Origin of the sequence: Amycolatopsis sp. NPDC051758 (assembly GCF_044453095.1) — a bacterium.
Lineage (GTDB): Bacteria > Actinomycetota > Actinomycetes > Mycobacteriales > Pseudonocardiaceae > Amycolatopsis.
Window position 1 is genome coordinate 109,983 of sequence record NZ_JBITCJ010000013.1, and the last position, 25,410, is coordinate 135,392.

The following is a 25,410-nucleotide window of genomic DNA, read 5'->3' on the forward strand; positions in this document are numbered from 1 at the left end:
GTCGGGGGGGGGGGGGGGGGGGGGGTGGGGGGGGGCCGGGGGGGGGCGGGGGGGGGGGGGGGGCGCGGCGGGCCGCCCCCCCCCCCCCCCCCCCCCCCCCCCCACGGCCCTGGTAGAAACGGTTCGTCCGCTTTTCGCTCGAGGCCGTGCCGGGGGTGTGATGACCGCCGGGCCGGTCGAGGCGCAGTTCCGGGCCGCCGTCACGCGGTTCGCCGGGCCGGCGCGGGCCGTGGCCACCTCGATCGTCGGGATCTTCGGGGTGGTCGCCACGCCCGCGGGCGCGCTGCCGCTGGCTTTCGGGCTGCTCGCGCTCACCCTCGTCGCGAGTGCGGCCGACGTCTTCGCGAAGCGCTCCTTCGTCCTGTCGGTCCTCCGGGCCGGGGCGGTGTGCGTGTGCCAGCCGTGGATCACGTCGGTGCCCGGGGAGGCGAGCCTGTGGGCGCTCAACGTCCTCACGATCACCGCGATCACCTGGCAGTGGGAACATCCGCCGCGGGTGACCGGGCCGGCGCTGGCCGTGCTGCTGGCGGCCGGGATCGCCGCCGGGCCCGGGGAATGGCTGCCGGTCGTGCTGCGGGTGGTCGTGGAGACCGTGCTCGCGCGGCTGGCGTTCGTGCTGCTGATCCGGTCGACCGCGCGGACGGACGCGGTGCGCGCCGAACAGGCGGCCCTCGAGCAGGCCGAGGCCCTGGACCGGGACCGGCGCCGCCGGGAGCGCGAATACCTGGCGTTGCTGCACGACACGGCGTCGTCGACGTTCCTGGCGATCGCGTCCGGCACGGCGACCGACCCCGGCGCGGTGGCCGGCTACGCGGCCCGCGACCTGGCGATCCTCACCGGCGACACGCCGGTCGACCTCGAAGCGGGCCTGCGCGAGGTGCTGGCCAGGCGTGCGCTGCCGGTTTCGGCGGTGTGGGAGCCGGTGCCGCAGGTCCCGGCCTCGGCGGCGCTGGCCCTGGTGCGCGCGGCCGAGGAGGCGCTGCGCAACGCGGAACGCCACTCCGGCGCGGACACCGTTTCGGTGCGCCTGGGTGCGGCTCCGGGCGGAGTGGTGGTGACGGTCTCCGATGACGGCGCGGGCTTCGACCCGGCCCGGGTTCCGCCGGCCCGCCGGGGTGTCCGCGGTTCGGTGGTGGAGCGCATGAGCGCCGCCGGGGGCACGGCGGAGATCAGCTCGGCACCCGGTGCCGGGACGACCGTGACGCTGAGGTGGTCGCGTGACTGACTTCGCGGCAGCCGTCATGCCGATCCTCGCCGCCGGGGCCGTCCGATTCGGACTGGGTTACGCCTGCCCTGCTCCGCCGCGACTCGCTCACTGCTCCCCGCGACCGCCGCACCAAGGCGACCCCAGGACCGCGCCACCCGGGCGGACCCATGACTGAACCCGCCACCGCCGCACCGAGCAGCCCCCGGACCGACCCCGCGGTCCGGCTCGCCGCGGCCATCCGGATCGTGCTGGTCGGGGTCACCGTGACCATCCAGTTCGGACTCAGCCTCGTTCCCCTGCTGCAACACCACTCCGCCTACCGGCCACCACTCGCCGCCGATCTCGCCTTCGCCACCTTTGCCACCGTCACCGGGATCTGCGCGATCTGGCTGTTGCGCCGCAAGCCGCTGCCCACCGCCGTCGCCGCGGGTGGGACCCTGGTGGTGCTCGCCGCCTCCGTTGCCGCGACCGCCGCCCTCCCGCCCGACACCTTCTTCCGTGAAGCGCACTGGTCGTTCGGTCTCGCCGGGTGGCCCCTGCTGGTGCTGCTCGCCGACCGGACGCCGGCCCTGGTCACCGCGCTCGCCGCGCACACCGCCGCCACCGTCACCCAGTTCCTGCTCGACGGCACCCCGACCCGCACCGAGCTCGGCGACGCCGCGATCGTGCTGTTCGGCGTCACCACCTTCCAGCTCGTCATCGCCGGGCTGATCCGGCTGCTCGACCGGCGCGCGGGTGAGGCCGCCGTGGCCGCCGCCGAACGGGAGCGCCTGGCCACGCGCGCCGCCCTCGCCGCGCAAGCGGAGCACGACCTGCGGACCGGGTTCGCCGAACAGCTCGGCGCCACCCTGCCGTTGCTGGCCGGCCTCGCCGACGGCACCGTCGACCCCCGTTCCGCCGAAGCACGCGCCCGCTGTGCCCTCGCCGCCGCGCAGCTGCGGCGGCTGTTCGCGGAGCACGACGACGTGCCCGACCCGCTGGTGCACGAGGTCGGCGCCTGCCTCGACGTGGCCGAGCGGCGCGGGGTCACCGTGGCGCTCGCCGTGAGCGGCGACCCCGTCGACGTCCCGCCGCCGGCCCGCCGCGAGCTGACCGGGCCGGTGCTCACCGCGCTGACCGCCGCCCGCACCCGGGCTCGGGTGAGCGTGCTGCGCACCCCCGGCCTGGTCCGGGTGGCCGTCGTCGCGGACACTGCGGGCGGCGTCCCGGACTTCGCGGGATCCGCGGCGGTTCCCGTCACGTCCCAGTCCCGGGACGGACAGCTCTGGATGGAGGCGCGGTGGCGACCCGAGTGACGGCGGTGGTCGTCGACGACCACCCGGCGGTGCGGGCCGGCGTGGCGTACTGGCTGGCGGCCGGCGCGCCCCCGATCGACGTCGTCGCCGAGGGCGAGGACGTCAAAGCCGCCTGGATCGGCGCGGGCGCCACGGCCGACGTCGTGATCTTCGACCTGCACCTGGGCGGGCCCGCGCCGGCGTTCGGCGACCTACGGCGGCTCGCCGAGGCCGGGCGCCGGGTGGTCGTCTACTCGATGCGCGCCGACGACGACGTCGCCCTGCAGTGCCTCGAGCTCGGCGCGCTGAGCTACCTGACGAAGGCCGAAGGGGGCGAGCACCTCGTCGAGGCGACGCGGGCCGCCGCCGACGACCGGCCCTACACCCCGCCGTCGCTGGCCGGCGCGCTCGCCGGGGACCGGTCGGAGACCCGGCCCGCGCTGTCGGCGCGGGAGGCCGAGGTGCTCGTCGAGTGGTTCCAGTCGGAGTCGAAGGAGTTCGTCGCCCACCGGCTGGGGATCTCCGCGAGCACGGTGAACTCCCACCTCGAGCGCATCCGCGTCAAGTACGCGCGCATCGGCCGCGAAGCGCCGACGAAGGCCGCGCTCGTCGCGCGTGCCATCCAGGACGGCCTGATCGGCGTGGACGACTTGTGATCTCCGTGTGGTGCGAACGGCCCACACCGGTGCCCCGCCGAACGGGTTAGCTTCCGGCGAAGGTGCCGCGCGCGCGGGCGCCCGCGAACACCCTGGGGGTGTGGTCGCGGGGCCGCGGCGCGGTCGTCTCCCCCGCCGGAACTCCTCCGGCGGGCAGCACGAGGAGATCCATGAAGCACGTCCGCACCACCCTGCTCGCCGCCGGCGCCGCCACTTTCCTGCTTTCCGCGTGCGGCAGCGCCGAACCCGGCCAGTCGGTGCCCGCTCCGCCGTCGAGCTCGGCGGCCGCCCCGGCCGAGCCGAGCGCCACCGAGTCCTCGACCGGCGCCGCGCCCGCCGGTGACGTCACCAAGCCCGGCACCGAGCTGAAGCTCGGCGAGCGCGCGGTGGTCCCGTTCAAGTACGGCACGACGAAGAGCGGCACGATCGCGATCACCGTGACCGCGATCGAGAAGGGGGCCAACGCCGATCTCGCGAAGTACGGCGACAAGGCGAAGGGCATCACGCCCTACTACCTGCGCGCGACGATCGAAAACGTCGACGGCGCCGACCTGTCGTACTCGTCGGTGTCGCTGCGGGCCCTCGGCGAGGACGGCCGCTCGACCGGCGTGATCATCACCGGCAGCACCGACCAGTGCAAGTCCGGCACCTCCGGCAAGGACTTCTCCACGCCGGGCGCGAAGTTCGAAAGCTGCACGCTGCAGGGCGCGCGCGAAGGGTCCGCGGTCACGGCCGCGACCTTCGACAAGGGTGACGGTTACGACAAGTCGCCGTTGGTGTGGAAGGGCTGACACAGCGTCACTGCGCGGCGCGCGGCACCGATCTGTAGTGACATGGCAGGGTGACGACATTCCACTCCTTCCTGGACAAGGTGGACGAGCGGCTGGGCGATCGGCTCGAGCACGTCCTGTGCGCCCACCACCGGCGGCGACTGCGCAAGCTCGGCTGGGGTGACGTGCTCGAGCCGCGCGGACCGGAGGACCGGTTCGGCGGCCGTGCCCCGGTCCGCGACGGCAACCGCGTCGAAGTGCTGATCGACGGCGAAGAAGCGCTGCCGGTGATCGAGAACGCCATCCGCGGCGCGAAGTCCCACGTGCACATCGCCAACTGGCACGCGAGCGCGGACTTCCGGCTCACGCGTGAGCCCGGCGCGCCGACGTTGCGGGAGCTGCTGGCCGAGACCGCCGGGCGCGGGGTCGACGTGCGGATGCTGGTGTGGGCGGGGCCGCCGGTCCCGGCGTTCAAGCCGACGCGCGGCCTCGCTCAAGAAGAGCGGCGGAAGTTCACCGAGGGCACGACCGTGCGCTGCGTCCTCGACTCCCGTGAGCGGACCATGCACTGCCACCACGAAAAGCTCGTGGTGGTCGACGACGAGGTCGCGTTCGTCGGCGGGGTGGACTTCACCGCGCTCGAGGGCGACCGGCACGACAGCCCGGACCACCCGCCGCGCACGATCGGCTGGCACGACCTCGTGACCCGGCTCCACGGACCGGTGGTCGCCGACGTCGCGGAACACCTCCGGCGGCGGTGGATCGAGGTGGCGGGTGAGGACCTGCCGGAGCCGAAGGTGCCCGCGCCGGCCGGCAGCACCCGCGTCCAGCTGCTGCGGACCGTGCCGAACAGCACGTACGACTTCCTGCCGAAGGGCGAGTTCACCATCCTCGACGGCTACCTGCGCGCGTTGCGGTCGGCGCGGCGGCTGGTCTACCTGGAGAACCAGTTCCTGTGGTCACCGGAGATCGCCGAGGTGCTGATCGACAAGCTGAAGAACCCGCCGGACGACCGCTTCCGCGTGGTGCTCCTGCTGCCGCGCAAGCCGAGCAACGGCGCCGACACGACCCGCGGCCAGCTCGGCCGGCTGCTCGACGCCGACGACGGCAACCAGCGCCTGCTCGCCACGACGATCAGCGCGCACGACGGGGAATCCGCGTCACCCGTGTACGTCCACGCGAAGCTCGGCATCGTGGACGACGAATGGCTGACCATCGGGTCGGCGAACCTCAACGAGCATTCGCTGTTCAACGACACGGAAGTCAACATCGCGACCGACGATCCCGAGCTGGCCCGTTCCACCAGGCTGCGCCTGTGGGCCGAGCACCTGGGCCGCGACGTCTCGGAGGTGGACGGCGACCCGGCCGACGTCGTTGATCAGCTGTGGCGGCCGCTGGCCGAGGAGCAGGCGGAGCGGGAGCAGCGAGGCGAGCACCGCACGCACCGCCTGGTGCTGTTGCCCGGCGTGTCCCGCCGAGCCGGACGGCTGCAAGGCCCGCTTCGGGGTCTCCTGGTGGACGGCTGACGCCGTAGCGTCAGTTCGCCGGCGTGGCGGCGCGGTGCCGGTACGGGACGAACGCCGCGGCCGATGATCACGCTCACAGCCTGTTTGTGCTGGTCTACACTGCGGACATCCGACCGGGAGGGAGGCCGGTGATGGAAACCGCGGAACCGCGCGCCCGCCGTCGTGACGCGGCCGCGACCCGGGAAGCGCTGCTGGCCGCGGCCCGGACGCTGCTGGCCGAGCACGGCGTCGAAGGAACCAGCACCCGCGACGTCGCGGCGGCGGCCGGGGTGAACCAGGCGCTGGTCTACCGCTACTTCGGGTCGAAGGAGAAGCTGTTCGCGGAGGCGGCGGGCCGTGGCCTCGAGGCGGCGGACTCGATGACGGTGGAGACACCGCTGGCGAACCTCCCCCGGGCGTTGCTGGACCGCGCGCTGGACGTCGGCGCGGACCACCCGAGCCACCTGTCCGGCCTGGTGACGGCGGCAAACGACGACATGATCCGGGCGGTCGTCCGCGAGCGCATCGAGCGCGCGTTCGACGAGCAGCTGGCACCGCGCCTGACGGGCGCGGACCGCGAGCTGCGAGCGGAGCTCCTGGCGGCGGTGATCACCGGAATCGCCGTGCTGCGCGGGAAAGTCGGCACGCGGGCCCTGACCGCGGCGGACCGCGACACGATCGGCGAGTACGTCGACCGCATCGCCGCGGTCCTGCTCACCGGCCGATGACATCCATCCGCACGTCGGTCGACGCTGGAGCGCGTGAGTCCACAGTAGACCGATGAGCGCCAGGACAACGCGGATCAGCAGACCGGACCTTCGGCGGCGGACGGCACTGTCGGTTAACACCCGCATGTCTGTATACAGCGGGCGGAAAGATCAGCTAACTTCCGCGCGTGAAGTTCACGACTGCGCTGCTCACGATGGTGCTCACCGCCGGCGTCCTGGTCCCTCTCGCCCCGGCCGCCGCCCGGGCCGCGGCGGACCCGGCGCCCTGGGCCGGGCCGCTCAGCACGCGTGGCCGGTACATCGTCGACGCGAACGGTGACCGGTTCAAGCTGAAGGCCGCCAACTGGCACGGTGCGAGCGGGACGTGGACCGGCTCGGGTGACTTCGGCGACCCGGCCAATCACCACGCCGGCGAAATCGCCTACCAGACCCCGCTGGGGCTGGACCGCGTGCCGGTCCACACCGTCATCGACGGGCTCGCGCAGCTGGGCCTCAACAGCGTGCGGCTGCAGTTCTCCAACGCGATGATCCACGACCCGGCGCCGGTGCCCGACCTGCCGGCCAACCCGGACCTGCACGGCATGACGCCGTTGCAGGTCTACGACCGTGTGGTCGCCCGGCTGACCGCGCGCGGGTTCGCCGTGATCCTCAACAACCACACCACGACTTCGCGCTGGTGCTGCGGGCTCGACGGCAACGAGCGCTGGAACACCGCGCAGAGCGAGCAGCAGTGGCAGGACGACTGGCTGTTCATGGCCCGCCGTTACGCCGCGAACAAGCGCGTGGTCGGCGCGGACCTGTACAACGAGGTGCGCCGCAACACCTTCGACGACCCGAACTGGGGCTGGGGCAATGACAAGGACTGGCAGCGCGCGAGCCAGCAGGTGGCCGACCGCATCCTCGCCGAGGCCAACCGGGACCTGCTGATCATCGTCGAGGGCATCAACTGGACCGGCCTGCCCATCGACGGCTTCGCGCACGGCCGGCCCACGCTCGAACCGGCCCGCACGCTGTCGCACACGCTCGTCGAGTCCGGGAAGCTGGTTTACGCCGCGCACTTCTACGGCTACACCGGCCCGAACCACTCCGGCGCGACCGGCATCGGCGAGACCCACGACCCGCGTTACCGCGACCTCTCCCCGCAGGAGCTGCGCGACACCCTGTACCGGCAGGCGTTCTTCGTCGAGCAGGACACCGGCAAGCACTACACCGCGCCGCTGTGGATCAGCGAGTTCGGCGAGGGCCGCAACACCACCGACCCGGCGTCGCGCGCGTTCTTCGAGAATTTCGTGAACCACCTCGCCGAGACCGACACCGACTTCGCCTACTGGCCCGCGGTCGGCTTCCAGACCGGCGGCACGGGTGACGGCTGGTCGCTGCTCGCCTACGACAGCGCGGGCCGCCGCATCGACGTCCTGGACGGCACGGACTGGCGCGGCCCCGCCTGGCAGCGGCTGATCGGCGCCCCGTCCCGCACCGGGCAGATCCCGGCGGCCGACCACTGGTCCATGCTCAACCTCGACTACGCCGACTTCCCGGCGTCACGCACGGTCCGCGCGAAGCCGGACTGGGATCCGGGCGCGCGCAAGGGCGCCTGCCCCGACGGCCAGCGGCTCGCCGGTCTCGCGCACACCGGTGGCCGTGGCCTGTGCACCGGCACGCTCCCGGTTCCCGCCGAGTACACCGTCGTCCGTGACGAGTCGCATGTGGACACCGACTGGGCGTCCGGCTACACGAAGGTGCAGTGCCCGGCCGATTTCGCCGTGGTCGGTTACAGCGTCAAGGGTGCGGCGTTCTCCGCCGTGCTGTGCGGGAAGTCCGCCACCCCGTTGGGCCGGAACGGTCGCACGGTCTGGTTCGACCGCGGTGACAACCGGCCGGCCGGCGATCCCGGCGGCGACTTCGCCTCGGGCAACTACAAGGGACAGTGCGCGCCGAACGAGTACGTCGCCGGTGTCGCCTACACCGGCCGGATCGGCTCGAGCCGGACCCCGGACGCGGTGCTCTGCCGCTCCTGAGCCACCTCCTTGCTCAGCGCGAGAGCACGCTCGGCCAAGGGAGACAGCGTCCGGTTCGCCGGCCACGCCAGCCAGATCTCCCGCGGCGCCAGCGCGGGCTCGAGCGGGTGCGTGGCCAGGCCGTCGTCGTCCGGCCGGACGTCCAGCGCCAGCAGCGGCATGACCGCCACCCCGAGGCCCGCGCGCACCATCGCCGGCACACCCTGGTTGTCCGCCGTGCGGAACACGATCAGTGGCGCGACCCCGGACTCGGCGTACACCCGCTCCACCCGCGCCTGGTCGCAGATCGGCGGCTGGGCGACCATCGCCACCCCGTGCAGCGCGGTGAGCGGCACCGGGCCCGGCGGGAACGTCCCGCGGCGGGCGACCACGACGTACGGGTCGTCCAGCACCCGGATCTGCTCCACCTCGCCGCCGACCCTGCCGTCGAAGAACAGCAGGTCCAGCTCCCCGATCCGCGGCTCGTCCGCCTCCTCCTCGAACAGCCGGACGTCGGCCGCCGGGTGCTCGTCGCGCAGCCGCCGGACCACCGCGGGCAGCAGCACGTTCGTGACGCTCTGGAACGTGCCGATGTCCACCCGGCCGTCGCCGGCCTTGAACCGCTCGACCGCGTCTTCGGTGGCCGCGGCGCGCGCGACCAGCTCCCGCCCGTGCGCCAGCACCACCCCGCCGAGCGGGGTCAGGCGCACCGCCTTCGGCCCGCCCGGCCGGTCGAACACCGCGCCGCCCACGGACTTCTCCAGCGCGGCGATCTGCTGGCTGACGGCGGACTGCGTGTACCCGAGGCGCTCGGCGGCCCGGCCGAAGGTGCCTTCGGTCGCTACGGCGTCGAGGGTGACCAGGTGACGGAGATCCAACATCAGCTCAGCTTATCGAATCAGGCAGATTTCATCGCTTTTCTCGATCACCCGGACCACCTAGCGTTCTCTTCATGACCGCACAGCACGCACTCTGGCTCCCGTTGTTCGACGCCCTGGCCGACCCGGCGCTGATCGCCCGCCTCGCCGCCGAAGCGGAGGAAGCGGGCTGGGACGGCTTGTTCGTCTGGGACCACGTCCGCTGGCGCGAGCCGGTGGCCGCCGTCGCCGACCCCTGGATCACCCTGGCCGCCGTCGCCACCGCCACCTCGAAGCTGCGCTTCGGCCCGATGGTCAGCGCGATCACCCGCCGTCGCCCGGTCAAGCTCGCCCGCGAGACCGCCACCCTCGACCGCCTCGGCGACGGCCGCCTCGTCCTCGGTGTCGGCCTCGGCAGCGATCGGTTCGGCGAGGAGTTCTCGCGCACCGGTGAGGAGTGCGACGACCGGGTGCGCGGCCACATGCTGGACGAGGCCCTCGACGTCCTGACCGCGGCCTGGTCCGGCGAGGTCGTGCAGCACCGCGGAGAGCACTACACCGTGGACGGGATCCGGTTCCTGCCCACCCCGGCGAAGCGGATCCCGGTGTGGGCGGCCGGTTTCCCCGGCAAGCTCCGGCCGATGCGCCGGGCCGCGCGGCTCGACGGCTTCTTCCCGGTCAACCTCACCTCACCCGACCAGTTCGCCGAAGTGGTCGCCCAGGTCGACGCGCTGCGCACCACGACCGGGCCGTTCGACCACGTCGCCGAAATCGCCCTCGGCGACGACGGTTCGGCGTACGCGCGGGCGGGCGCGACCTGGCTGCTGACCAACTTCGACCCCGAGTCGCTGTCCGTCGACCACGTGCGCGGGGTGCTGCGGGACGGCCCGGCCCGAGCTACCGGATCCGCAGCTTCCGCATGAGCTTCAGCCCGGAAAGCATGCCCTCGACGTACTTCTCGTAACTCTGCCCGGCCCGCGGTCCCATGACCTGCTTCTTGAGCACGGCCCGGTTCTGCACGTCGGTGTACTTGAGCAGGCCCTGGTCGCCGTGGCGGGCGCCGACCCCGGAGCTCTTCACCCCGCCGGACGGTGTTCCCTTGGCGGCGTAGGCGGTGGCGAGGATGTCGTTGATGTTGACGTTGCCGGACTCGATGCGTGCGGCCACGGCGGACGCCGCGCCGAGGTCGGTGCCCCAGACCGAGGCGTTGAGGCCGTAGTCGGTGTCGTTGGCGAGCGCGACGGCTTCGTCGACGGTGCCGTACTCGTGCAGCGCCACCACGGGACCGAAGGTTTCGGTGACCCCGCAGTCCATCTCCTTCGTGACACCTTCGAGGATCGTCGGCTCGAAGAACGCCGGGCCGAGGTCGGGCCGGGGCTTGCCGCCGCAGAGCACGGTGGCGCCCTTGGCCACGGCGTCGTCGACGTGCGCCTTGACCCGGCGCATGTGGTCGACGGAGACGAGCGAGCCCATCTCGGGCCCGAAGTCGTAGGCGGCGCGGACGTCGAGCGCGTTCGCCTTGGCCACGAACGCGTTCTTGAACTCTTCGTACCGCGCCTCGGGCAGGTAGATCCGCTCGATGTGCATGCAGATCTGGCCGGTGTTGCCGAACGCGCCGAAGACCGCACCCTGCGCGGCCGCCTCGAAGTCGGCGTCCTCGAGCACGATCATCGGGTTCTTGCCGCCGAGCTCCAGGCAGCAGCCGATGAGGTTCCGGCCGGCGCGCTCGCCGATCACCCGGCCGGTGGCGGTGGAGCCGGTGAACATCACGTAGTCGGCGTGGTCGATGAGCGTCGGCCCGACGTCCGGGCCTTCGCCGCAGACCACCTGGAACAGGCCTTCGGGCAGGCCGGCCTCCTCCAGCAGCTGGATGCCGTAGAGCGGCGAGAGTGCCGTCTTGTTGTCAGGCTTCAGCACCACCGCGTTGCCGGCCATCAGCGCCGGGATCGCGTCGGAAATGCCGGTGGCGAACGGGAAGTTCCACGGCGCGATGATGCCGACGACCCCCTTGGGCTGCCGGACCTCGGTCGACGTCGTCAGCAGCGGCACCGGCCCGCCGCGCTTCGTCGGCGCGAGCAGCTTCGCGGCCCGCTTCAGGTAGTGGCTCATCACCATCGCCGGATCGCAGGTCTCTTCGATCGCCATCCGCCGGTTCTTGCCGCTCTCGACCTGGATCAGGTCGGCCACGGCCGGTGCGTTGCCGACGAAGAGCGTGTGCGCCCGCTTGAACACCGCCAGCCGCTGCTTGAGCGGCGTAGCGGCCCACTTCCGCTGCGCCGCGCGCGCGACGGCGAACGCCTGCTCGATGTCGGCCGGCGCCGACTGCGGCAGCTCGACGAGCGTCTCACCGGTGTAGACCTCGGTCAGCGGCCAGGGCGCACCGGACGAGCCCGGCACCCGGGCGACGAGCCGCCGCAGGACCGCGTCGGTCACCGACGCCGGGCGGGTGAGCTGGAGCGGGGTGAGGGTCATGGCCGGCTTCCCGTCAGTGGTCCGCGAGGACGAGGTGCGCGCCCATCTCGCCGATCATGATGCTGGGCGCGTTGGTGTTGCCGCCGGTGATCGACGGCATGATCGAGGCGTCGCAGACCCGCAGCCCGTCGATGCCGCGGACCTTGAGGTCGGGGCCGACGACCGCGAGCTCGTCCACACCCATCCGGCAGGTGCCGACCCCGTGGTAGACCGACGTCGCGCGGTTGAGGATCGCGTCGCGCAGCTCCTGGCCCTTCAGCCGCGTGCCCGGGTGGATCTCTTCCTTGACCGCGCCGTTGAACGCCTTCGACGCGAAGATCTCACGCACCAGCTCCGAGCCCTCGGCGAGCACCTCGAGGTCGGCCGGGTCGGCCAGGTACTGGAAGTCGATGAGCGGCGCCGCCTTCGGATCCGCCGAGGAGAGCCGGAGCGTGCCGCGGCTCTTCGGGTAGATCAGCGTCGACAGCACGGTGAGCGCGGTGCGCTTGTCGACGTCGTGCCGGATCGGCGCGTCTTGGTTGGGCGACACGTACGCCCACGGCAGGAGGTGCAGCTGGAGGTCCGGGACCGCCTCGGCCTGCGACGTCTTCAGGAACGCAACCGCTTCGAAGACCGAGTTCGCCAGGAACGTGGTGCCGGGCCGCATCAGCTCCCGGGCCAGCCCGCGCGCGAAGTAGGACGGCGTGCCCGAGTTCCGGCTCGACGACACGTGGAAGGTCAGCGCGTGGAACATGTGGTCGTGCAGGTTGTCCCCGACCGGCAGGTCCGCGAGCACGGTGATGCCGTGGTCTTTGAGGTGCTCGGCGTGGCCGATCCCGGAGAGCATGAGCAGCTGCGCGGAGCCGACGAACCCGGCGGAGAGGATGACTTCCTTGCCGGCGCGGACGGTGCGCCGCGTGCCGCCGGCGTCGACGACCTCGACCCCGGTCGCCCGGCCGTTCTCGACGACCACCTTCGTCACCAGCACCCCGGACTGCAGCTCGAGCGTCGCGGGCGCGAGGTGGTGGAGGTAACCGCGCGAGGCGCTGTAGCGCAGGCCGTCGGCGGCGTTCTGCTGCATCCGGCTGACGCCCTCTTGCGACTCGGCGTTGTAGTCGTCGAGGATCTTGCAGCCGGCGGCGTCGGCGGTGGCCTGGATGAACTGCAGGGTGCCCTCTTCCGGGCGCTTGTTGCGAGTGACCCGGATCGGCCCGCCCGCGCCCCGGAAGGTGTTCTCCCCGTCTTCGAAGTCCTCCATGCGCTTGTACGCGGCGTTCACGCTGTCGGCGTCCCAGCCGGTGTTGCCCTCGGCGGCCCAGGAGTCGAAGTTGGCACGGTTGCCGCGGACGTAGACCATGCCGTTGATGGAGCTGGAGCCGCCGACCACCTTGCCCCGCGGCACCGGCATCCGGCGATCTAGAACGTGTTTCTGCGGCACCGAGTAGTAGCCCCAGTCAAAGGGCTTCTTGAGCTGCGGCACGGCGTGCATCGGACCGACCAGCCCGGGCTTCTTGATCATCATCTTCTCATCGGACTTGCCGGCCTCGAGCACGATCACGCTGGCCCCCGCCGCAGCCAGCCGACCGGCAACCGCAGCACCCGAACTACCCGACCCGACGACCACGTAGTCGGCTTCATCGCCGCGCGGCGCCCTTTTCGCCATGTCCGCTCCTCGGTCGGCCCACGCCGGAAACTGTAACCTGTTCTAGTTCGGTCAACCGTATAGCGTCCGTGCCTGGTTTCGCAATGGTGTGGCCGGCGTGGGTGTGCGCTGGTTCGGCTCGAGCCGGATGGTGAGCGGTTCACGGCCGGTGCGGTGGGGAGCGCGACCCGGCGGCTGGCGGTTCTCGGCTCAGTCCAGCTGAACAAGGCGGAGACCGGGTGCCGCACGCTGACCCGGATCGGGATGAGCTGGATCGGGATCGGCCGGCGGGTCGCGGACGGTCGCGAACTCGTCGCCGGGCACTGTGGGTGCGGCGGGCCCGTGCGAGCGCGGACGTGGGGGCGGTACGAGCTGGACAGCATCGCAGCGAGACCGCCGGACCAGAGCAGCCGCGGCGCCAGCTCGAGCCGAACGACAGGCGGGTGATCGCGCCGGCCAGGGCTAGCGCGGGCCGGACGAGTCAAACGGTAACTGAGCGAGCGCGGCGGACTCGCGCGAGCGCGGGCCGGGTGCGCACTGGACAGTAGGTGCTCGTGGCCGATCGGGCCCATGATTCGACCCGGCTTGCTGGGGGCATGGGTGTGGGCCCGTAGCCGGTTGGCTGCGGGCCTTTCCCATCTTTGGTTGATTGGTTGATCAGGCCGCGAACGGCAACGGTTGATGCAGGTTGTTACGCCGAGGTTTTCGACGTTTGTCCAGGAAAACCGGCGGAAGGAACTCCGGCAACCCGTCAGGAGCGATGCGGACTTCCCAACCTGACCGGTGCAACAGCCGATGATGGTGGCCGCACATCAACACCAGGTTCCCGAGTTCGGTCGGGCCACCGTCGGCCCAGTGGCGCACGTGGTGACCCTGACAGTGCCGGGGCGGGCGATGACAGCCGGGGAAGGCGCAACCACGGTCACGCAGAAACAAGGCCCGGCGCATGCTCGAGGTGATCAAGCGGCAGCGACGGCCCAGGTCCAGCGGTTCGCTCTTCGTACCGAGGACCGCGGGGATGAGCGTGGCGTCGCAGGCGTGGAGGCGGGCTTCGGCCGCGCTCATCAGGCCGGTGTCGCCGAGGATCGCGGAGCCGAGGCCGGACTGCAGGTCACGCAGCGACACCGCGACCATCACGTGGGCGCGTTCACCGGCCTGGGTGGGTACCTCGGGTGCGTTGAGGGCCAGGTCGAGCACGTCGGAGAAGGCATCGCCGTAGCGTTCCTGCGGGGAGCGGAAGTCGGGGCCCTCGTCGCCGGTGCGGCGTTCGGCGAGAGCGTCGAGCAGGGCGCTGGCCCGGGTGCCGGTCTCGTCGTCGAACCGGCCATGCAATTCCCAAGTGCCGGATCTCTTGCGACGCAGCGAGAGTTCGCGGCTGGGCGTGGTCGGTTCGGTGCTGTCGGGTTCGGAACCGTCGGGGTCGAGGTGAGCCAGAATCCGAGTGCCGAGAGCCGCGACCTGCTTGTGGCCGGCATCGGCGGCGAAGTCGAGCAGGTGCTGCTCAGCCTCCTCCCGCTCTCCAGGCGGAACCTGGGTGAGCACACCAACGATGGTGTCGATCATCGGGTTGCTCAACCGCCCGTTCTGGGCAGCGACCCCGGTCGCGGGCGCGAGCGCGGCAACCGGGCTGCCGTCAAGGGCACGGCCCGGACGCAAAGCCCGGGCCCGCTTCATGACCGTCTCAGCAGCAGACTTCGGAATGTCGGCGAGATGTTCGAGCAGCCGCGCAACAGAGCGGTAGCCGAACAATTCCATGACACCCCGCCCCTCAATTTCCACAAGAAGGGCACCAAGCTCAGCTTCAGCAGACCGCATAGACGCAAGCAGCACACCAACACGGTCGGCGAGTGCCACCGCATCAGCCTGCCAAACCGCGTTGTCGGTCATAACTGAATACTACCGAGATTCGAACACCCGTTCATCACACGATCGGGGCAACTATTCATGTCATTTCGAGGTTTGTTGGCAGCCAAGGGTTTGCGGGCGGTGGAGATGTAGCCGCGGACGCGCAACCACGCGTAGGCGCCGTGCACTCCGGGCGCGCCGGGTTGCTTGCCCGGTTTGCGTCCGGACTTGCCACGCAGCGACTTGGGGCCGTCGCTTGAGCGCAGCAACTTCGGCCCGCAACGCAGTGATCTCCTCCCGCGCACGAGCGAGCTCCACAGCCGACACCGCGAACAAAAGAGGAAACGAAAACGAGCCCGGGCGGGACCACACAGCCCCGCCCGGGCCCGCTCAGCTTCGGGCGTTCGGATCGACTACGTCGCCGGCCAGGCCGGTTGCGGCGTCGCCGAGTGGGCCGGTGGAGTCGAGGATCTCCTGCCCCTGCGTGGTGGCCGTCTCGACGGCGGCCTGCCCGGACTCGGTCACCTGGGTGGCGGACTCCGTGACCTGGTCGGCCGTTTCGCCGATCGGCAGGTCGACGCCGGTCAGCTCGCTGACCTTCTCCCCCGCTCCGCCCAGCAGTTCAGTGGCCTTCTCCTTGATCATGTCGAACAGGCTCATAAAACCACCATACCGGACAAAACGCCACACTCAGCCGACGGTGAAGCTCGACATCAGCGTCGCCGCCGAGCTGTTGCCGACGTAGACCTCGATCTTTCCCGGCTCGACGCGGAACTTGGCGCCGTTGTCGTAGAAGCCGACGTCGTCGGGTGTGAGGGTGAACGAGACCGTCTTCGACGCGCCCGCGTCCAGCGTTACCCGCTGGAAGCCGCACAGCCGCCGGACCGGCTGGACGATCGAGGCGACCGGGTCGCGCAGATACAGCTGGACGACCTCGTCACCCGCGCGGCCGCCGGTGTTGGTCACCTGCACACTCACGTCGACGCGGCCGCCGCGCACCGGCATCCGGGTGCTGGACAGGCGCAGGCCGTCGATGCGGAACGTCGTGTACGACAGGCCGTGGCCGAACTCGTAGAGCGGGCCGGATTCCAGGTCGAGGTACTTGGACGTGTACTTGTTGGCCGGGTCGGCCGGGCGGCCGGTGTTCTCGTGGTTGTAGTAGATCGGGACCTGCCCGACCGCGCGCGGGAAGCTCACCGGCAGCTTGCCGCCCGGGTTCACCGTGCCGAAGAGGACGTCGGCGACCGCGTGCCCGCCCTGCACGCCCGGCGCCCACGCCTCGAGGATCGCCGGGGCGTTGTCGTGCAGGTACGGGATCGTCAGCGGCCGGCCGTTGACCAGGACCACCACGAACGGCTTGCCGGTCGCCTTGATCGCGGCCACCAGCTGCTGCTGCACGCCGGGGAGGTCGATGTTGCTGCGCGCCGCCGCCTCGCCGCTCATCGCGGCGGTCTCGCCGACCACCACGACGGTCACGTCGGCCGCACGAGCCGCCTGCTGCGCGGCGGCGAACCCGCTGGTGTCGGCGCCGTCGACGGTGCAGCCGGCGGTGTAGGTCACCGTGGCTCCGGGCGCCGCGGCCTTGATCCCGTCGACCACGGTCACCGACGGGGTGGTGCCCGCGCCGGTGCCCAGGCCCGACCAGGTGCCGTTGAGGTCGTAGGTCGCGGTGCCGAGCGGGCCGACGACGGCCACCGAGCGCACGGTCTTCGCCAGCGGCAGCACCGGTCCGTCGTTCTTCAGCAGCACCATGCACCGCCCGGCGGCCTGGCGCGACGCCGCGAGCGCGGCCGGGGAAGGCGCTTTCACCTCGCCGGCTTCGTCGACGTACGGGCGCTCGAACAGGCCCAGCTTCACCTTCACCAGCAGGATCCGGCGGACGGCGTCGTCGATCTGGCCGCGGGTGATCCGGCGCGTGTCCAGCAGCCGCTGGCCGAACCGCACGTAGTTGGTGCTGACCATCTCCATGTCGACGCCCGCCGGGAGCGCGGCCGCCGCCGCGTCCGCGCCGTCGCCGGCGAGGCCGTGCAGGATCAGCTCCTCGATGCCCGTGTAGTCGCTGACGACGAAGCCGCGGAAGCCGTAGGCGCCCTTGAGGACGTCGTGCAGGACGTAGCCGTTGCCGTGGGCGGGCACCCCGCTGATGGTGTTGAAGCTGGCCATCACCGTCGCGACGCCGGCCTCGACACTCGCCTTGAACGGCGGGAGGTAGAAGTTGTGCAGCCGCTGCAGCGAGACGTCGACGGTGTTGTAGTCGCGGCCGCCTTCCGCTCCCCCGTAAGCGACGAAGTGCTTGGCGCACGCAGCGAGACGGTCCGGTGACGAGTAGTCGGCACCCTGGTAACCGTGGACCTTCGACACGGCGAATTTCGTGGCGAGGTAAGGGTCTTCGCCGTACCCCTCGGCGATGCGCCCCCAGCGCGGCTCGTGGGTGACGTCCATCATCGGGGCATAGGTCCAGTGGATGCCGCTGCGTCGGGCCTCCTTCGCCGACACCGTCGCGTCGGCGCCCGCCACGGCCGGGTCGAAGCTCGATCCCTGGGCCAGCGGGATCGGGAAGTTGGTGGTGTACCCGTGGATCACGTCCAGGCCGAAGATCAACGGGATCCGCAGCCGCGTCTGCTCCACGGCGATGCGCTGCAGGGCGTTGAGCTTCGCCGCGCCCACCACCGAGAAGACGCCGCCGAGCTGCCCGGTCGCGAGCGCCGCCCGCGCGTCGGTCTCGTTGCCGAGCAGCTGGAGCTGGCCGAGCTTCTCGGCGAGGGTCATCTTCCTGAGCAGCGACTCGACCCGTTCGTCGCGGTCCGGCCGGGCAGCGACGGGGTCCGCGGCCGCGGCGGCCGGGGCGAGCAGGCCCACCCCGCCCGCGGTGATGAGGCCGCCGACGCCGGCGAGCAGGCTCCGCCGGTTGACGCCGTCGGCGGGGGGTTGATCGGCTGCGTGGCTCTCGGGCTGTGCCATGGCGGGGACCCTTTCGCGAGAGAACTCGGGTCGCACAGAATAGGCGCGAACGGCGCCGGACGCCGTACTCGCCGGACGCGGCGCCGGGCCTCTGAGCGGGTGATCCGGCTCTCACCCGGCGCAGGTCGCGGCGGAGCCGGCCGGCCCGCTCCCCCTACGGTCGGAGGGTCTCCGCGCCGACCGGCGCCCGAATCACGTCAGGTCGTTCCTTTTGTCTCGCACCCGGCCGGCGTGGCTGTCGCCGAAGGTCGCCCGCACCGAGGTCCTCGGCGGCGTGCCCTGGGCGAACATCCGGGCGCAATCCTGCCGCCGAGGAGATCGAGGACGACCTCGACCGGCTCCTCGACGACTCCTGGCGGGAGGTGGTCACCCTGTCGTGGGAGTCGCCCGACGCCGGACGCGTTCACCTTCCGGCGATCCTTTGCGCCCACCACCGAACCTCGGGTCTCCTGACGACGTCCGCACCTTGTGGTCCGGACCGGTGAGCCCCTACCGTCGGGAAGTCACGAGCGACGAGGGGGAAGAGCCGTGCGGGTGCCCGGAGCCGTCCTGGTAAGCGCTTTCCTCCTGGCCGGTGTCACCCCGGCGATGGCCGGCGCCGCTTGGTCGCCGTCCCCGATCGCCTGGACCGCCTGCCCGGACGACCAGGACGGCGAGTGCGGCACGCTGCGGGTGCCGCTGGACTGGGACCGGCCGCGCGGGCCGTCGATCACCCTCGCGGTGGCCCGGCACCGGGCGACCGATCCGGCCCACCGCGTCGGGGTGCTGCTGGCCGACGCCGGCGGGCCCGGGTCGTCCGGCGCGGAGTTCGCGCTGGCGCCGGACTACTTCAGCCCGGCGGTGCGGGCGCGATTCGACGTGGTGGGCTTCGACCTGCGGGGCACCGGCGGCAGCGAGTTCATCCGCTGCGAAACGGCGGCCGACGCGCCCGGCAACGAGCCCACCGACCCGGCGGAGTTCGAAACCTTGCGGCAGTACAACCAGCGGGCGGTCGCGGACTGCCGCGCCCGGAACCTGCCGGTCTTCGACCACGCCGACACCGCTGTCAACGCCCAGGACCTGGACGCCGTCCGCCGTGCCCTCGGGGAAACCGAGATCAGCTTCCACGGCATCTCCTACGGCACGCTGCTCGGCCAGCAGTACGCCGAGAAGTTCGGCGGCCACGTCCGCGCGATGGTGCTGGACAGCACCATCGACCACAGCGTCGACACGCGGCACTTCGTGGCCGACCGGGCCACCGCCGCCGACGAGCTGTTCCGGCAGTTCGCCGCCTGGTGCGACCGGACGGCCGCCTGCGCGCTGCACGGCCAGGACGTCCTGACGACCTGGGAGCAGGCCCTCATCGCCGCCGACCGGCTGCCGTTGCCGCACAACTGGTTGCGCGACCGGGTGTTCGGGGACATGTACGGCCCGGACTGGGACGACGCCGCGCAGGTCATCGCCGACACTGTCGCCGGCCGGCCCCCGGTGACCACCCGGTTCGAGTACAACTACCGGTCGATCCGCCTCGCCGTCGTCTGCCAGGACTTCGACCTCCGGATCAGGAACTTCGCGCAGTACTCGGCCTTGCGCGCCGAAGAGCTGCGCCGGGGGCCGATCATGCGCGGCAGCATGCTGGGCCACGACGAAGCCCTCGCGTGCCTCGGCATCCCGGGCCCGCCCGCGAACCCGCCGCACCGGCTGGACGTCCGGCGGGCGCCGCGGATCCTGCTGCTGAACTCCCGCTACGACCCGGCGACCCCGTACGCCTGGGCGCTCGGCATCCACCGCCAGGCGCCGGCGAACACCACACTGGTCACCTACGAAGGCTCGGGACACGCCGTCTACCAGCGCACTCCGTGCACCCGGGCGGTCGTGGACGGCTACCTGCTGACACCGCAGGCACTCCGGCACGACGTCAGCTGCCCGGCCTGACGGCGGCGTCCCGGTTCACCACGCGCAGGATGAGCCACTGGTCGAACCAGGCCCCCGCCGTGGTGACGACCAGCATCACCAGGCCGATGATCAGGTGCGTGTAACTGTGCAGCGGCGCCGCGCCGTCGGTCAGCTTCGTGAGCCCGAACTGCAGCAGCAGCCGCAGCACGAACAGGATCGCGACGAGGGCGAGCGCCTGCTTGCTGCGCCACACCGCGCGCAGGTACTTGCGGCGCCGGGACAGCAGGGTGAACCAGAGCGTCAGGTGCACCGCCACGAGCACGAGCGGCAGCAGCGCGACCCACTCGTACCGGTCGCTGAACTGCCGGGTCAGGTCGTTGCTCGCGACCAGCAGCCCGACGAGCACGAAGTACCAGCCCGGCAAGCCTTCGACCGGCCCTTCGACGGGCCGCGTGCCGGTCATGAAGTCTGCCTCCCGCATGGGAATCCTCCGTTGTGGTCGTCCGTCGTCCCGAGTCTTGCCGCCAGCGCGGCCGCCGCGATCAACCGCCGGTACGAGATCCCCGCGGCGGTCTCGTACCCGGGTATGAAAGCCGGGCGCGCACCCGGCGCGGTGGCACTTCGTGCGGCACCATCGGCAGATGACCTACGCAGGCCCGCCGTGATCGCGCGGATCCCGTGGAGCGGCCGCCGCGGCCCGCTGGTGGCCGAGGCGGTGGTGCTCGGCGTGCTGGTGGTGCTCGACTCGGTGCTCGCGATCCGGTCCGGTCCGGTGCGGGGTGAGCTCGCCACGGTCGCCCTCGAGTTCGCGCCCGGCGTCGGCCCGGTCGTGGCGCTGCTGGCCGTGCTCCGCCGCCGGTTCCCCGACCACGTCGCCGTCCTGGCCACCGCCGTCTCGGGACTTTCGCTGCTGGGTTCGGTGATCACCGCCGCGATCGCCGCGACGGGTTCGCGGCTCCCGCCGCAGCCCGGCGCCGCCGAGACCTTGGCGATCGGGCTGGTGGTCGGGGCCTGCTGCCACCGGCTCTCCCCCCGATCGGCCACCGCACAGGCGGTTCTCGGTGGCTTTGCCGCCACGCTCGCGCCGATCCTGCGCTACGGCGCCGACACCCCGGCCGGGCTCTACGCCGCCGGGGCGGCCGTGGTCTGGGGCGCCGCGCTGGCCGGCGGCCTGGTGCTGCGCGACGCCGAAGTCCGCGCCCGCGTGGACGTCCTCGAAGTGCGCAACACCGAGCGGCTGCGCCTGGCCCGCGAGCTGCACGACCTCGTCGCCCACCAGATCACCGGGATCGTCGTGCGGGTCCAGGCCGCGCACCGCGTCGCTGAGCGGACCGGCGGGGACACCGGGACGTTCGCCGAGCTCGAAACCGCGGGTGCGGCGGCGCTCGGGGCCATGCGCCGGCTGGTGGGCGCGCTGCGGACCGGCGAGGAGGACCTCTTCGTGCCGCCCGCCGACCTCGCCACCGCCGTTGATCGCGCGGTCCCGGATGACGACGGCATCCACCTCGACGTCAGCCCGGATCTCGCCGACGTCCGCGTCGCCCCCGAGGTGGTCACCACCGCGCACCGGCTGCTCACCGAGTCGCTCACCAACGTCCGCCGGCACGCGCCCGGCGCCGCCGAGGTCCGGGTGCTCGTCCGGCACGAGCAGGGCGGTGAGCTGCGGATCGAAGTGGTCAACGACGGCGCCGGCCGCCCCGCCCGCCGCGGTGGCTACGGCCTGCTCGGGATGGCCGAGCGGGTGGCGGCGGTGGGCGGTACGGTGCAAGCCGGACCGGCGGACGGGCAGCGCTGGCGCGTCGTCGCGCGGCTGCCGCTCGACCCGGGCTGACCGCCGAAGAGGGGAACCAGGTGCCGACGCGTGTGCTGATCGCCGACGACCAGGCGATGGTCCGCGCGGGGTTCCGGCTGATCCTCGAAGGCGAACCGGACATCGAGGTGGTCGGCGAGGCCGCCGACGGCGACCAGGCGGTGCGGCTGGCCCGGGAGCTGCGGCCGGACGTCACGCTGATGGACATCCGGATGCCCGGTGTGGACGGGTTGCGGGCGACGGAACTGCTCGCCGGCCCGGACGTCCCCGACCCGCTGCACGTCGTGATGGTCACGACGTTCGGATTGGACGAAAACGTGCACGCGGCCCTGCGCGCCGGCGCCTGCGGCTTCCTGCTCAAGGACGCCGGGCCGAGCCTGCTCATCGAGGCCGTGCACGCGGCGGCGCACGGCGAAGCGCTCGTCTCCCCCGCGATCACGACCCGGCTGCTGGCGCACTTCGCGCGCCGCGATCCCGGGCGCGCCACCCAGCTCGCCAGCCCGCTCACCCCGCGCGAGCTCGACGTCGTCCGCGCGGTCGCCCGCGGCGAGACGAACGACGAGATCTGCCGCTCGCTGGTGGTTTCACTGCCCACCGTCAAGACGCACATCGGTGCGGCCAAGCGCAAGCTCGGGGCGCGCAACCGCACCGAGATCGCCATCTGGGCCTGGGAAAGCGGCCTGGCCCGCTGATTTCGGCACCCGCTCGACGACCGTGCGCGCCACGACGTCGCCGAACCGCTGCCGGCGGCGGGTCACGAGCATCACCACGATCCCGACCAGCCCCCACGCGAAGCCGTCGACCATCATCATCAGCTCCCGGACCAGGAACACCGACAGCGGCGGGTGCCTGCCGTCGACGGTGACCACGCGCAGGCGCAGCCAGCGCATCGCCGGGGTCTGGCCGCCGTGCCGGTACGGCCACCAGGTGTTGACGAACCACAGCCCGACGAAGTCGAGCGCCAGCATGGTGTAGACCACGACCTTCAGGAACCCCAGCAGCGCCACGCCGCGCGGGTGGAACAGCCAGATCACCGCGATCGCCAGCAGCAGCATGGGCACCATGACGAGCATCTCGTCGAGCACGGCTTGCACGACGCGGCGCCCGACGATGCCGCGTCCGGTCCCGGAACCGCTCATGAGCCCATGATCTCCACCTTCCCGGCGGTCCGCGCGCTGAGCGCGTCTCATACCCGGGGCCGAGGCGGACGCGGCGAGTTCGTCCCCCGGGCTGATCTCCGGCGGGCGCCGGCGGGCCAGGCTCGGCGCGACGACCCGCCGACGGAAGGACACCCGGTGCGCACCACCCGGACAGGATTGGCCGCCGTGGCGGTCGCGCTCGTCGCGGCCGCCACGCCCGCCGCGGCCGCGGATCCGCTGACGCCGTACACGACGCAACAGCTCACCTGGGGCGACTGCCCGTTCAAGCCGGGCGCGGACGACGCGCCGGTGCAGTGCGCCCGGGTCGTCGTCCCGCGCGACTGGGCGGATCCGGCCGCGGGCCCGGACCTCCAGGTGTCGATCAGCCGGGCCGCGGCGACCGGCGAACGGCGGGGCGCGCTCCTGCTGAACCCCGGCGGGCCCGGCGGCCAGGGCACCCCGCTGGCGGGTTCACTGGCCGCGCTGGAGCCGTCGGTGCACGAGCTGTACGACTTCGTCGGCATGGACCCGCGCGGCACCGGCCAGGCGGGCACCGACAACCACGGTTTCCAGTGCCAGGTCCCGGTCGGCCGGCTCCCGCGAGGCAGCCTCGACGCCCGCGACCGCTCGGCGGCGAGCATCGCGGCCCACCAGCAGGTTCCCCGCGCGGTCGCCGAGGCCTGCCAGAGTGACGCGCTCGCGCCCTACGTCACCACGTGGCAGACGGCGCACGACATGGACCTGATCCGCGGCCTGCTCGGTGACGAGAAGCTCAACTACCTCGGTTATTCCTACGGCACCTGGCTCGGCGCGAAGTACGCCTCACTGTTCCCGGCGCACACGGGCAAGACCGTGCTCGACTCCAGCGTCGACTTCGAAGGCCGGCTGCAGGCCGACTTCGAGGCTTTCCCGGTCATCGACCAGCGGCAGTTCGACGACGTCTACCTCCCGTGGCTTGCCCGCACTTTCCCGGAGCAGCTGGGCGGCACGGTCGCCGAGGTGAAGGCGAAGTGGGAGCGTGTCCGCGCCTACTACGGCACCCAAGGCGTCTCTCCCGACACGTACGACAGCATCTTCGTCGGCAACGGCAGCACCCTGCGGTGGCTGCTCGGCGCCGTGGTGTTCCTCGGCGGCGCGGCCGCGCTCGACGGGACGGCCACCACACCCCCGCCCGCGTTGGCGGGAGATCTGGACGCCGCCGCACGGACGACGTTCGGGGTGCCCGCCGCCGAGCTGACCCCGGCCCGCATCGCCGCGCTCGCCCCCGATTACCAGCAGGTGCCGGGCACCCGGTACTCGGTCGCGTGCGGCGACCAGCCCACCCGCAGCGCGGCCTGGTACCAGCGGCTCAGTGACCGGCAAGGCCCGCAGTACCCGCTGTTCGGCTGGGCGTACGGCCTCGGCGAAACGTGCGGCTTCTGGTCGGACGCGCCGCAGCACGAACTTCCCGGCGTTCCCGCGGAAGCCGCGTCGAACATCCTTGTGGTTCAAGGGGAATTCGACCCGCAGACCGGGTACGAGCAAGCGAAGTCGGGAGCGCGCGCGGCGGGTGTTCCGCTGGTTTCGGTGGACGATTCGCCGTTCCACGGCCAGTACGCGCTGGCGGGCAACCCGTGTGTCGACGGTCTGGTGAACGTGTTCCTGACCAAGAACTCCCGGCCTGGGGCCACTACCTGTCCCGGGGTTCCGCTGCCGGGCGAGGACAAAGTGTACCCGGTCGCCGGGCCGGTGCGGGGCGGCGCATCGTCCGTCCACACGCGACTCTCGGACGGGCTTGCGGCGTTGCGCACACGGGTTCAGGACGAGGTCAGCGCGCTCAACCGCCGATGAACTCGTGGCTCTGTTCGCGAACCGACTCCACGGTGAACCCGGACAGCACCACGCGCGCCGAACACCGGCTCACACCAGCCCCCGCCGCGGGCACCCGGCGCAGGACCACCTCGAACCGGCGCTCGCGGGCGGCCACCACCACGGTGCGGGTCTCGCCGTTCGAGTGTTCCTCGACCGCCAGCACCGCGTCGAGGCCGCGGAGACCCGTGTGGTTGCGGACCGCGATCTCGGCGTACTGCGCCCACGGGCTCTCCGCCGACGTGCGGCCGCGGAGGTGGTCCAGGCGGACGTTGCCGTGCAACGCCTCCTTGGCCACCAGCTCGGCCTCCGCCGCGCCGAGGCCGCCGTGGAGGAAGCCGTCCGGGACGGTCAGGAGGTTGCCCGCCCAGCGGTCGCCGCCGACGTGGCTGACCTCCCACACCAGACCCGGGTGGTTCTGCGCCAGGCCGGTCGCCACCGGCCGGCCGAAGACCGCGCAGCACATGTCCTTGCTGCCGTGCGTGCAGACCAGGAACAGCGGCCCGGTCACCGGGGTGCCGTGGCCGCGGCGCCCGGCGGCCACCGCGTCGACGTCGAGGCCGGCGAGCTCCGCGAGATCGTTTACTTCGAGCCGCTCGAGCCAGCGTTTCCCCGGCCGGCCGCTGGCGACGAACACCGTGACGGGCGAACCCGGCACCCGCGCGTGCCGGCCCGGCTTCCGGATGAGCAGCGGGCGCAGGCCGGCCTCCCGGGCGGCGTCGAGCCGCCGCCCGGGGAACACTTCGGCGAGCGTGGTCTCGAGGGCGTCCGGCGCCCACGCCCCGGGCTGCTCGATCAGCAGGAAGGACGTCATGTGTCCGGCGGTTCCGGCGGGCTCGCCACCC

At 72.2% G+C, this 25,410-nt stretch carries 22 protein-coding genes; 12 read left to right on the forward strand and 10 right to left on the reverse strand.

Annotated features, from left to right (window positions below; genetic code table 11):
* The first annotated feature begins 160 nt into the window (after window positions 1-160).
* From ACIA5G_RS44090 to ACIA5G_RS44100, 3 genes are all read left to right on the forward strand, one after another.
* Window positions 161-1,225 (forward strand): sensor histidine kinase, encoded by a 1,065-nt coding sequence (locus tag ACIA5G_RS44090; RefSeq protein ID WP_395934667.1) that lies wholly within the window; start codon window positions 161-163, stop codon window positions 1,223-1,225.
* 149 nt (window positions 1,226-1,374) lie between these two features.
* Entirely contained in the window at window positions 1,375-2,502 is a 1,128-nt protein-coding gene (locus ACIA5G_RS44095; RefSeq protein WP_395934669.1) for a hypothetical protein, read from the forward strand.
* Window positions 2,487-3,137 carry a response regulator gene (locus tag ACIA5G_RS44100; protein ID WP_395934671.1) on the forward strand — a complete coding sequence of 217 codons (651 nt, stop codon included), beginning with the start codon at window positions 2,487-2,489 and terminating at the stop codon, window positions 3,135-3,137. The genes ACIA5G_RS44095 and ACIA5G_RS44100 overlap by 16 nt, the downstream gene beginning before the upstream one ends.
* 46 nt (window positions 3,138-3,183) lie before the next feature.
* On the opposite strand, the gene ACIA5G_RS44105 is transcribed toward ACIA5G_RS44100, so the two are convergent.
* On the reverse strand, window positions 3,184-3,309 hold the full coding sequence (locus ACIA5G_RS44105; RefSeq protein ID WP_395934673.1) for a hypothetical protein: 126 nt from the start codon (window positions 3,307-3,309) through the stop codon (window positions 3,184-3,186).
* Between ACIA5G_RS44105 and ACIA5G_RS44110 the strand changes: the two genes are divergently transcribed.
* The 4 genes from ACIA5G_RS44110 (at window position 3,308) to ACIA5G_RS44125 (ending at window position 8,158) form a co-directional block, all read left to right on the forward strand.
* Window positions 3,308-3,928 carry a hypothetical protein gene (locus ACIA5G_RS44110; protein WP_395934675.1) on the forward strand — a complete coding sequence of 207 codons (621 nt, stop codon included), beginning with the start codon at window positions 3,308-3,310 and terminating at the stop codon, window positions 3,926-3,928. The two genes, ACIA5G_RS44105 and ACIA5G_RS44110, sit on opposite strands and share 2 nt — an antisense overlap.
* Before the next feature lie 50 nt (window positions 3,929-3,978).
* The gene (locus ACIA5G_RS44115) at window positions 3,979-5,433 is read left to right on the forward strand and encodes a phosphatidylserine/phosphatidylglycerophosphate/cardiolipin synthase family protein (protein WP_395934677.1); all 1,455 of its coding nucleotides are present in this window, start codon (window positions 3,979-3,981) and stop codon (window positions 5,431-5,433) included.
* A 131-nt stretch (window positions 5,434-5,564) separates the two neighbouring features.
* Entirely contained in the window at window positions 5,565-6,140 is a 576-nt protein-coding gene (locus ACIA5G_RS44120; RefSeq protein WP_395934679.1) for a TetR/AcrR family transcriptional regulator, read from the forward strand.
* 194 nt (window positions 6,141-6,334) lie between these two features.
* Window positions 6,335-8,158 (forward strand): glycoside hydrolase family 5 protein, encoded by a 1,824-nt coding sequence (locus ACIA5G_RS44125; RefSeq protein ID WP_395934957.1) that lies wholly within the window; start codon window positions 6,335-6,337, stop codon window positions 8,156-8,158.
* Here ACIA5G_RS44125 and ACIA5G_RS44130 read toward each other — a convergent pair.
* Window positions 8,101-9,018, reverse strand: coding sequence for a LysR family transcriptional regulator (locus ACIA5G_RS44130; protein ID WP_395934681.1), 918 nt, complete (start codon window positions 9,016-9,018; stop codon window positions 8,101-8,103). The two genes, ACIA5G_RS44125 and ACIA5G_RS44130, sit on opposite strands and share 58 nt — an antisense overlap.
* A gap of 71 nt (window positions 9,019-9,089) precedes the next feature.
* Between ACIA5G_RS44130 and ACIA5G_RS44135 the strand changes: the two genes are divergently transcribed.
* Window positions 9,090-9,917, forward strand: a complete 828-nt coding sequence (locus tag ACIA5G_RS44135) for an LLM class flavin-dependent oxidoreductase (RefSeq protein ID WP_395934683.1) — start codon at window positions 9,090-9,092, stop codon at window positions 9,915-9,917.
* On the opposite strand, the gene ACIA5G_RS44140 is transcribed toward ACIA5G_RS44135, so the two are convergent.
* From ACIA5G_RS44140 to bglX, 5 genes are all read right to left on the reverse strand, one after another.
* Window positions 9,892-11,466, reverse strand: coding sequence for a succinic semialdehyde dehydrogenase (locus ACIA5G_RS44140; RefSeq protein WP_395934685.1), 1,575 nt, complete (start codon window positions 11,464-11,466; stop codon window positions 9,892-9,894). The genes ACIA5G_RS44135 and ACIA5G_RS44140 overlap by 26 nt on opposite strands.
* A gap of 13 nt (window positions 11,467-11,479) precedes the next feature.
* Window positions 11,480-13,108, reverse strand: a complete 1,629-nt coding sequence (locus ACIA5G_RS44145; protein WP_395934687.1) for a GMC family oxidoreductase — start codon at window positions 13,106-13,108, stop codon at window positions 11,480-11,482.
* A 636-nt stretch (window positions 13,109-13,744) separates the two neighbouring features.
* Entirely contained in the window at window positions 13,745-14,974 is a 1,230-nt protein-coding gene (locus ACIA5G_RS44150) for a DUF222 domain-containing protein (protein ID WP_395934689.1), read from the reverse strand.
* Between the two features lie 348 nt (window positions 14,975-15,322).
* On the reverse strand, window positions 15,323-15,592 hold the full coding sequence (locus ACIA5G_RS44155) for a hypothetical protein (RefSeq protein WP_395934691.1): 270 nt from the start codon (window positions 15,590-15,592) through the stop codon (window positions 15,323-15,325).
* A 30-nt stretch (window positions 15,593-15,622) separates the two neighbouring features.
* Window positions 15,623-17,893 carry a beta-glucosidase BglX gene (bglX, locus tag ACIA5G_RS44160; RefSeq protein ID WP_395934693.1) on the reverse strand — a complete coding sequence of 757 codons (2,271 nt, stop codon included), beginning with the start codon at window positions 17,891-17,893 and terminating at the stop codon, window positions 15,623-15,625.
* A gap of 528 nt (window positions 17,894-18,421) precedes the next feature.
* On the opposite strand from bglX, the gene ACIA5G_RS44165 reads away from it, so the two are divergent.
* Window positions 18,422-19,807 (forward strand): alpha/beta hydrolase, encoded by a 1,386-nt coding sequence (locus tag ACIA5G_RS44165; RefSeq protein ID WP_395934695.1) that lies wholly within the window; start codon window positions 18,422-18,424, stop codon window positions 19,805-19,807.
* Here the strand turns inward: ACIA5G_RS44165 and ACIA5G_RS44170 are convergent.
* Complete coding sequence (locus tag ACIA5G_RS44170; RefSeq protein ID WP_395934697.1) at window positions 19,791-20,249, reverse strand: hypothetical protein; 459 nt, start codon at window positions 20,247-20,249, stop codon at window positions 19,791-19,793. The genes ACIA5G_RS44165 and ACIA5G_RS44170 overlap by 17 nt on opposite strands.
* Window positions 20,250-20,429: 180 nt before the next feature.
* On the opposite strand from ACIA5G_RS44170, the gene ACIA5G_RS44175 reads away from it, so the two are divergent.
* Together ACIA5G_RS44175 and ACIA5G_RS44180 are read left to right on the forward strand one after the other, a co-directional pair.
* Window positions 20,430-21,599, forward strand: coding sequence for a sensor histidine kinase (locus ACIA5G_RS44175; protein WP_395934699.1), 1,170 nt, complete (start codon window positions 20,430-20,432; stop codon window positions 21,597-21,599).
* A 32-nt stretch (window positions 21,600-21,631) separates the two neighbouring features.
* Window positions 21,632-22,270 (forward strand): response regulator, encoded by a 639-nt coding sequence (locus ACIA5G_RS44180; protein ID WP_395934959.1) that lies wholly within the window; start codon window positions 21,632-21,634, stop codon window positions 22,268-22,270.
* Here the strand turns inward: ACIA5G_RS44180 and ACIA5G_RS44185 are convergent.
* A complete protein-coding gene (locus ACIA5G_RS44185; protein WP_395934701.1) occupies window positions 22,163-22,717 on the reverse strand; it encodes an RDD family protein in 555 nt (184 codons plus the stop codon). The two genes, ACIA5G_RS44180 and ACIA5G_RS44185, sit on opposite strands and share 108 nt — an antisense overlap.
* A 156-nt stretch (window positions 22,718-22,873) precedes the next feature.
* On the opposite strand from ACIA5G_RS44185, the gene ACIA5G_RS44190 reads away from it, so the two are divergent.
* Window positions 22,874-24,547, forward strand: coding sequence for an alpha/beta fold hydrolase (locus ACIA5G_RS44190; protein ID WP_395934703.1), 1,674 nt, complete (start codon window positions 22,874-22,876; stop codon window positions 24,545-24,547).
* Here ACIA5G_RS44190 and ACIA5G_RS44195 read toward each other — a convergent pair.
* Window positions 24,534-25,379 carry a sucrase ferredoxin gene (locus tag ACIA5G_RS44195; RefSeq protein WP_395934705.1) on the reverse strand — a complete coding sequence of 282 codons (846 nt, stop codon included), beginning with the start codon at window positions 25,377-25,379 and terminating at the stop codon, window positions 24,534-24,536. The genes ACIA5G_RS44190 and ACIA5G_RS44195 overlap by 14 nt on opposite strands.
* Window positions 25,380-25,410 lie beyond the last annotated feature (31 nt).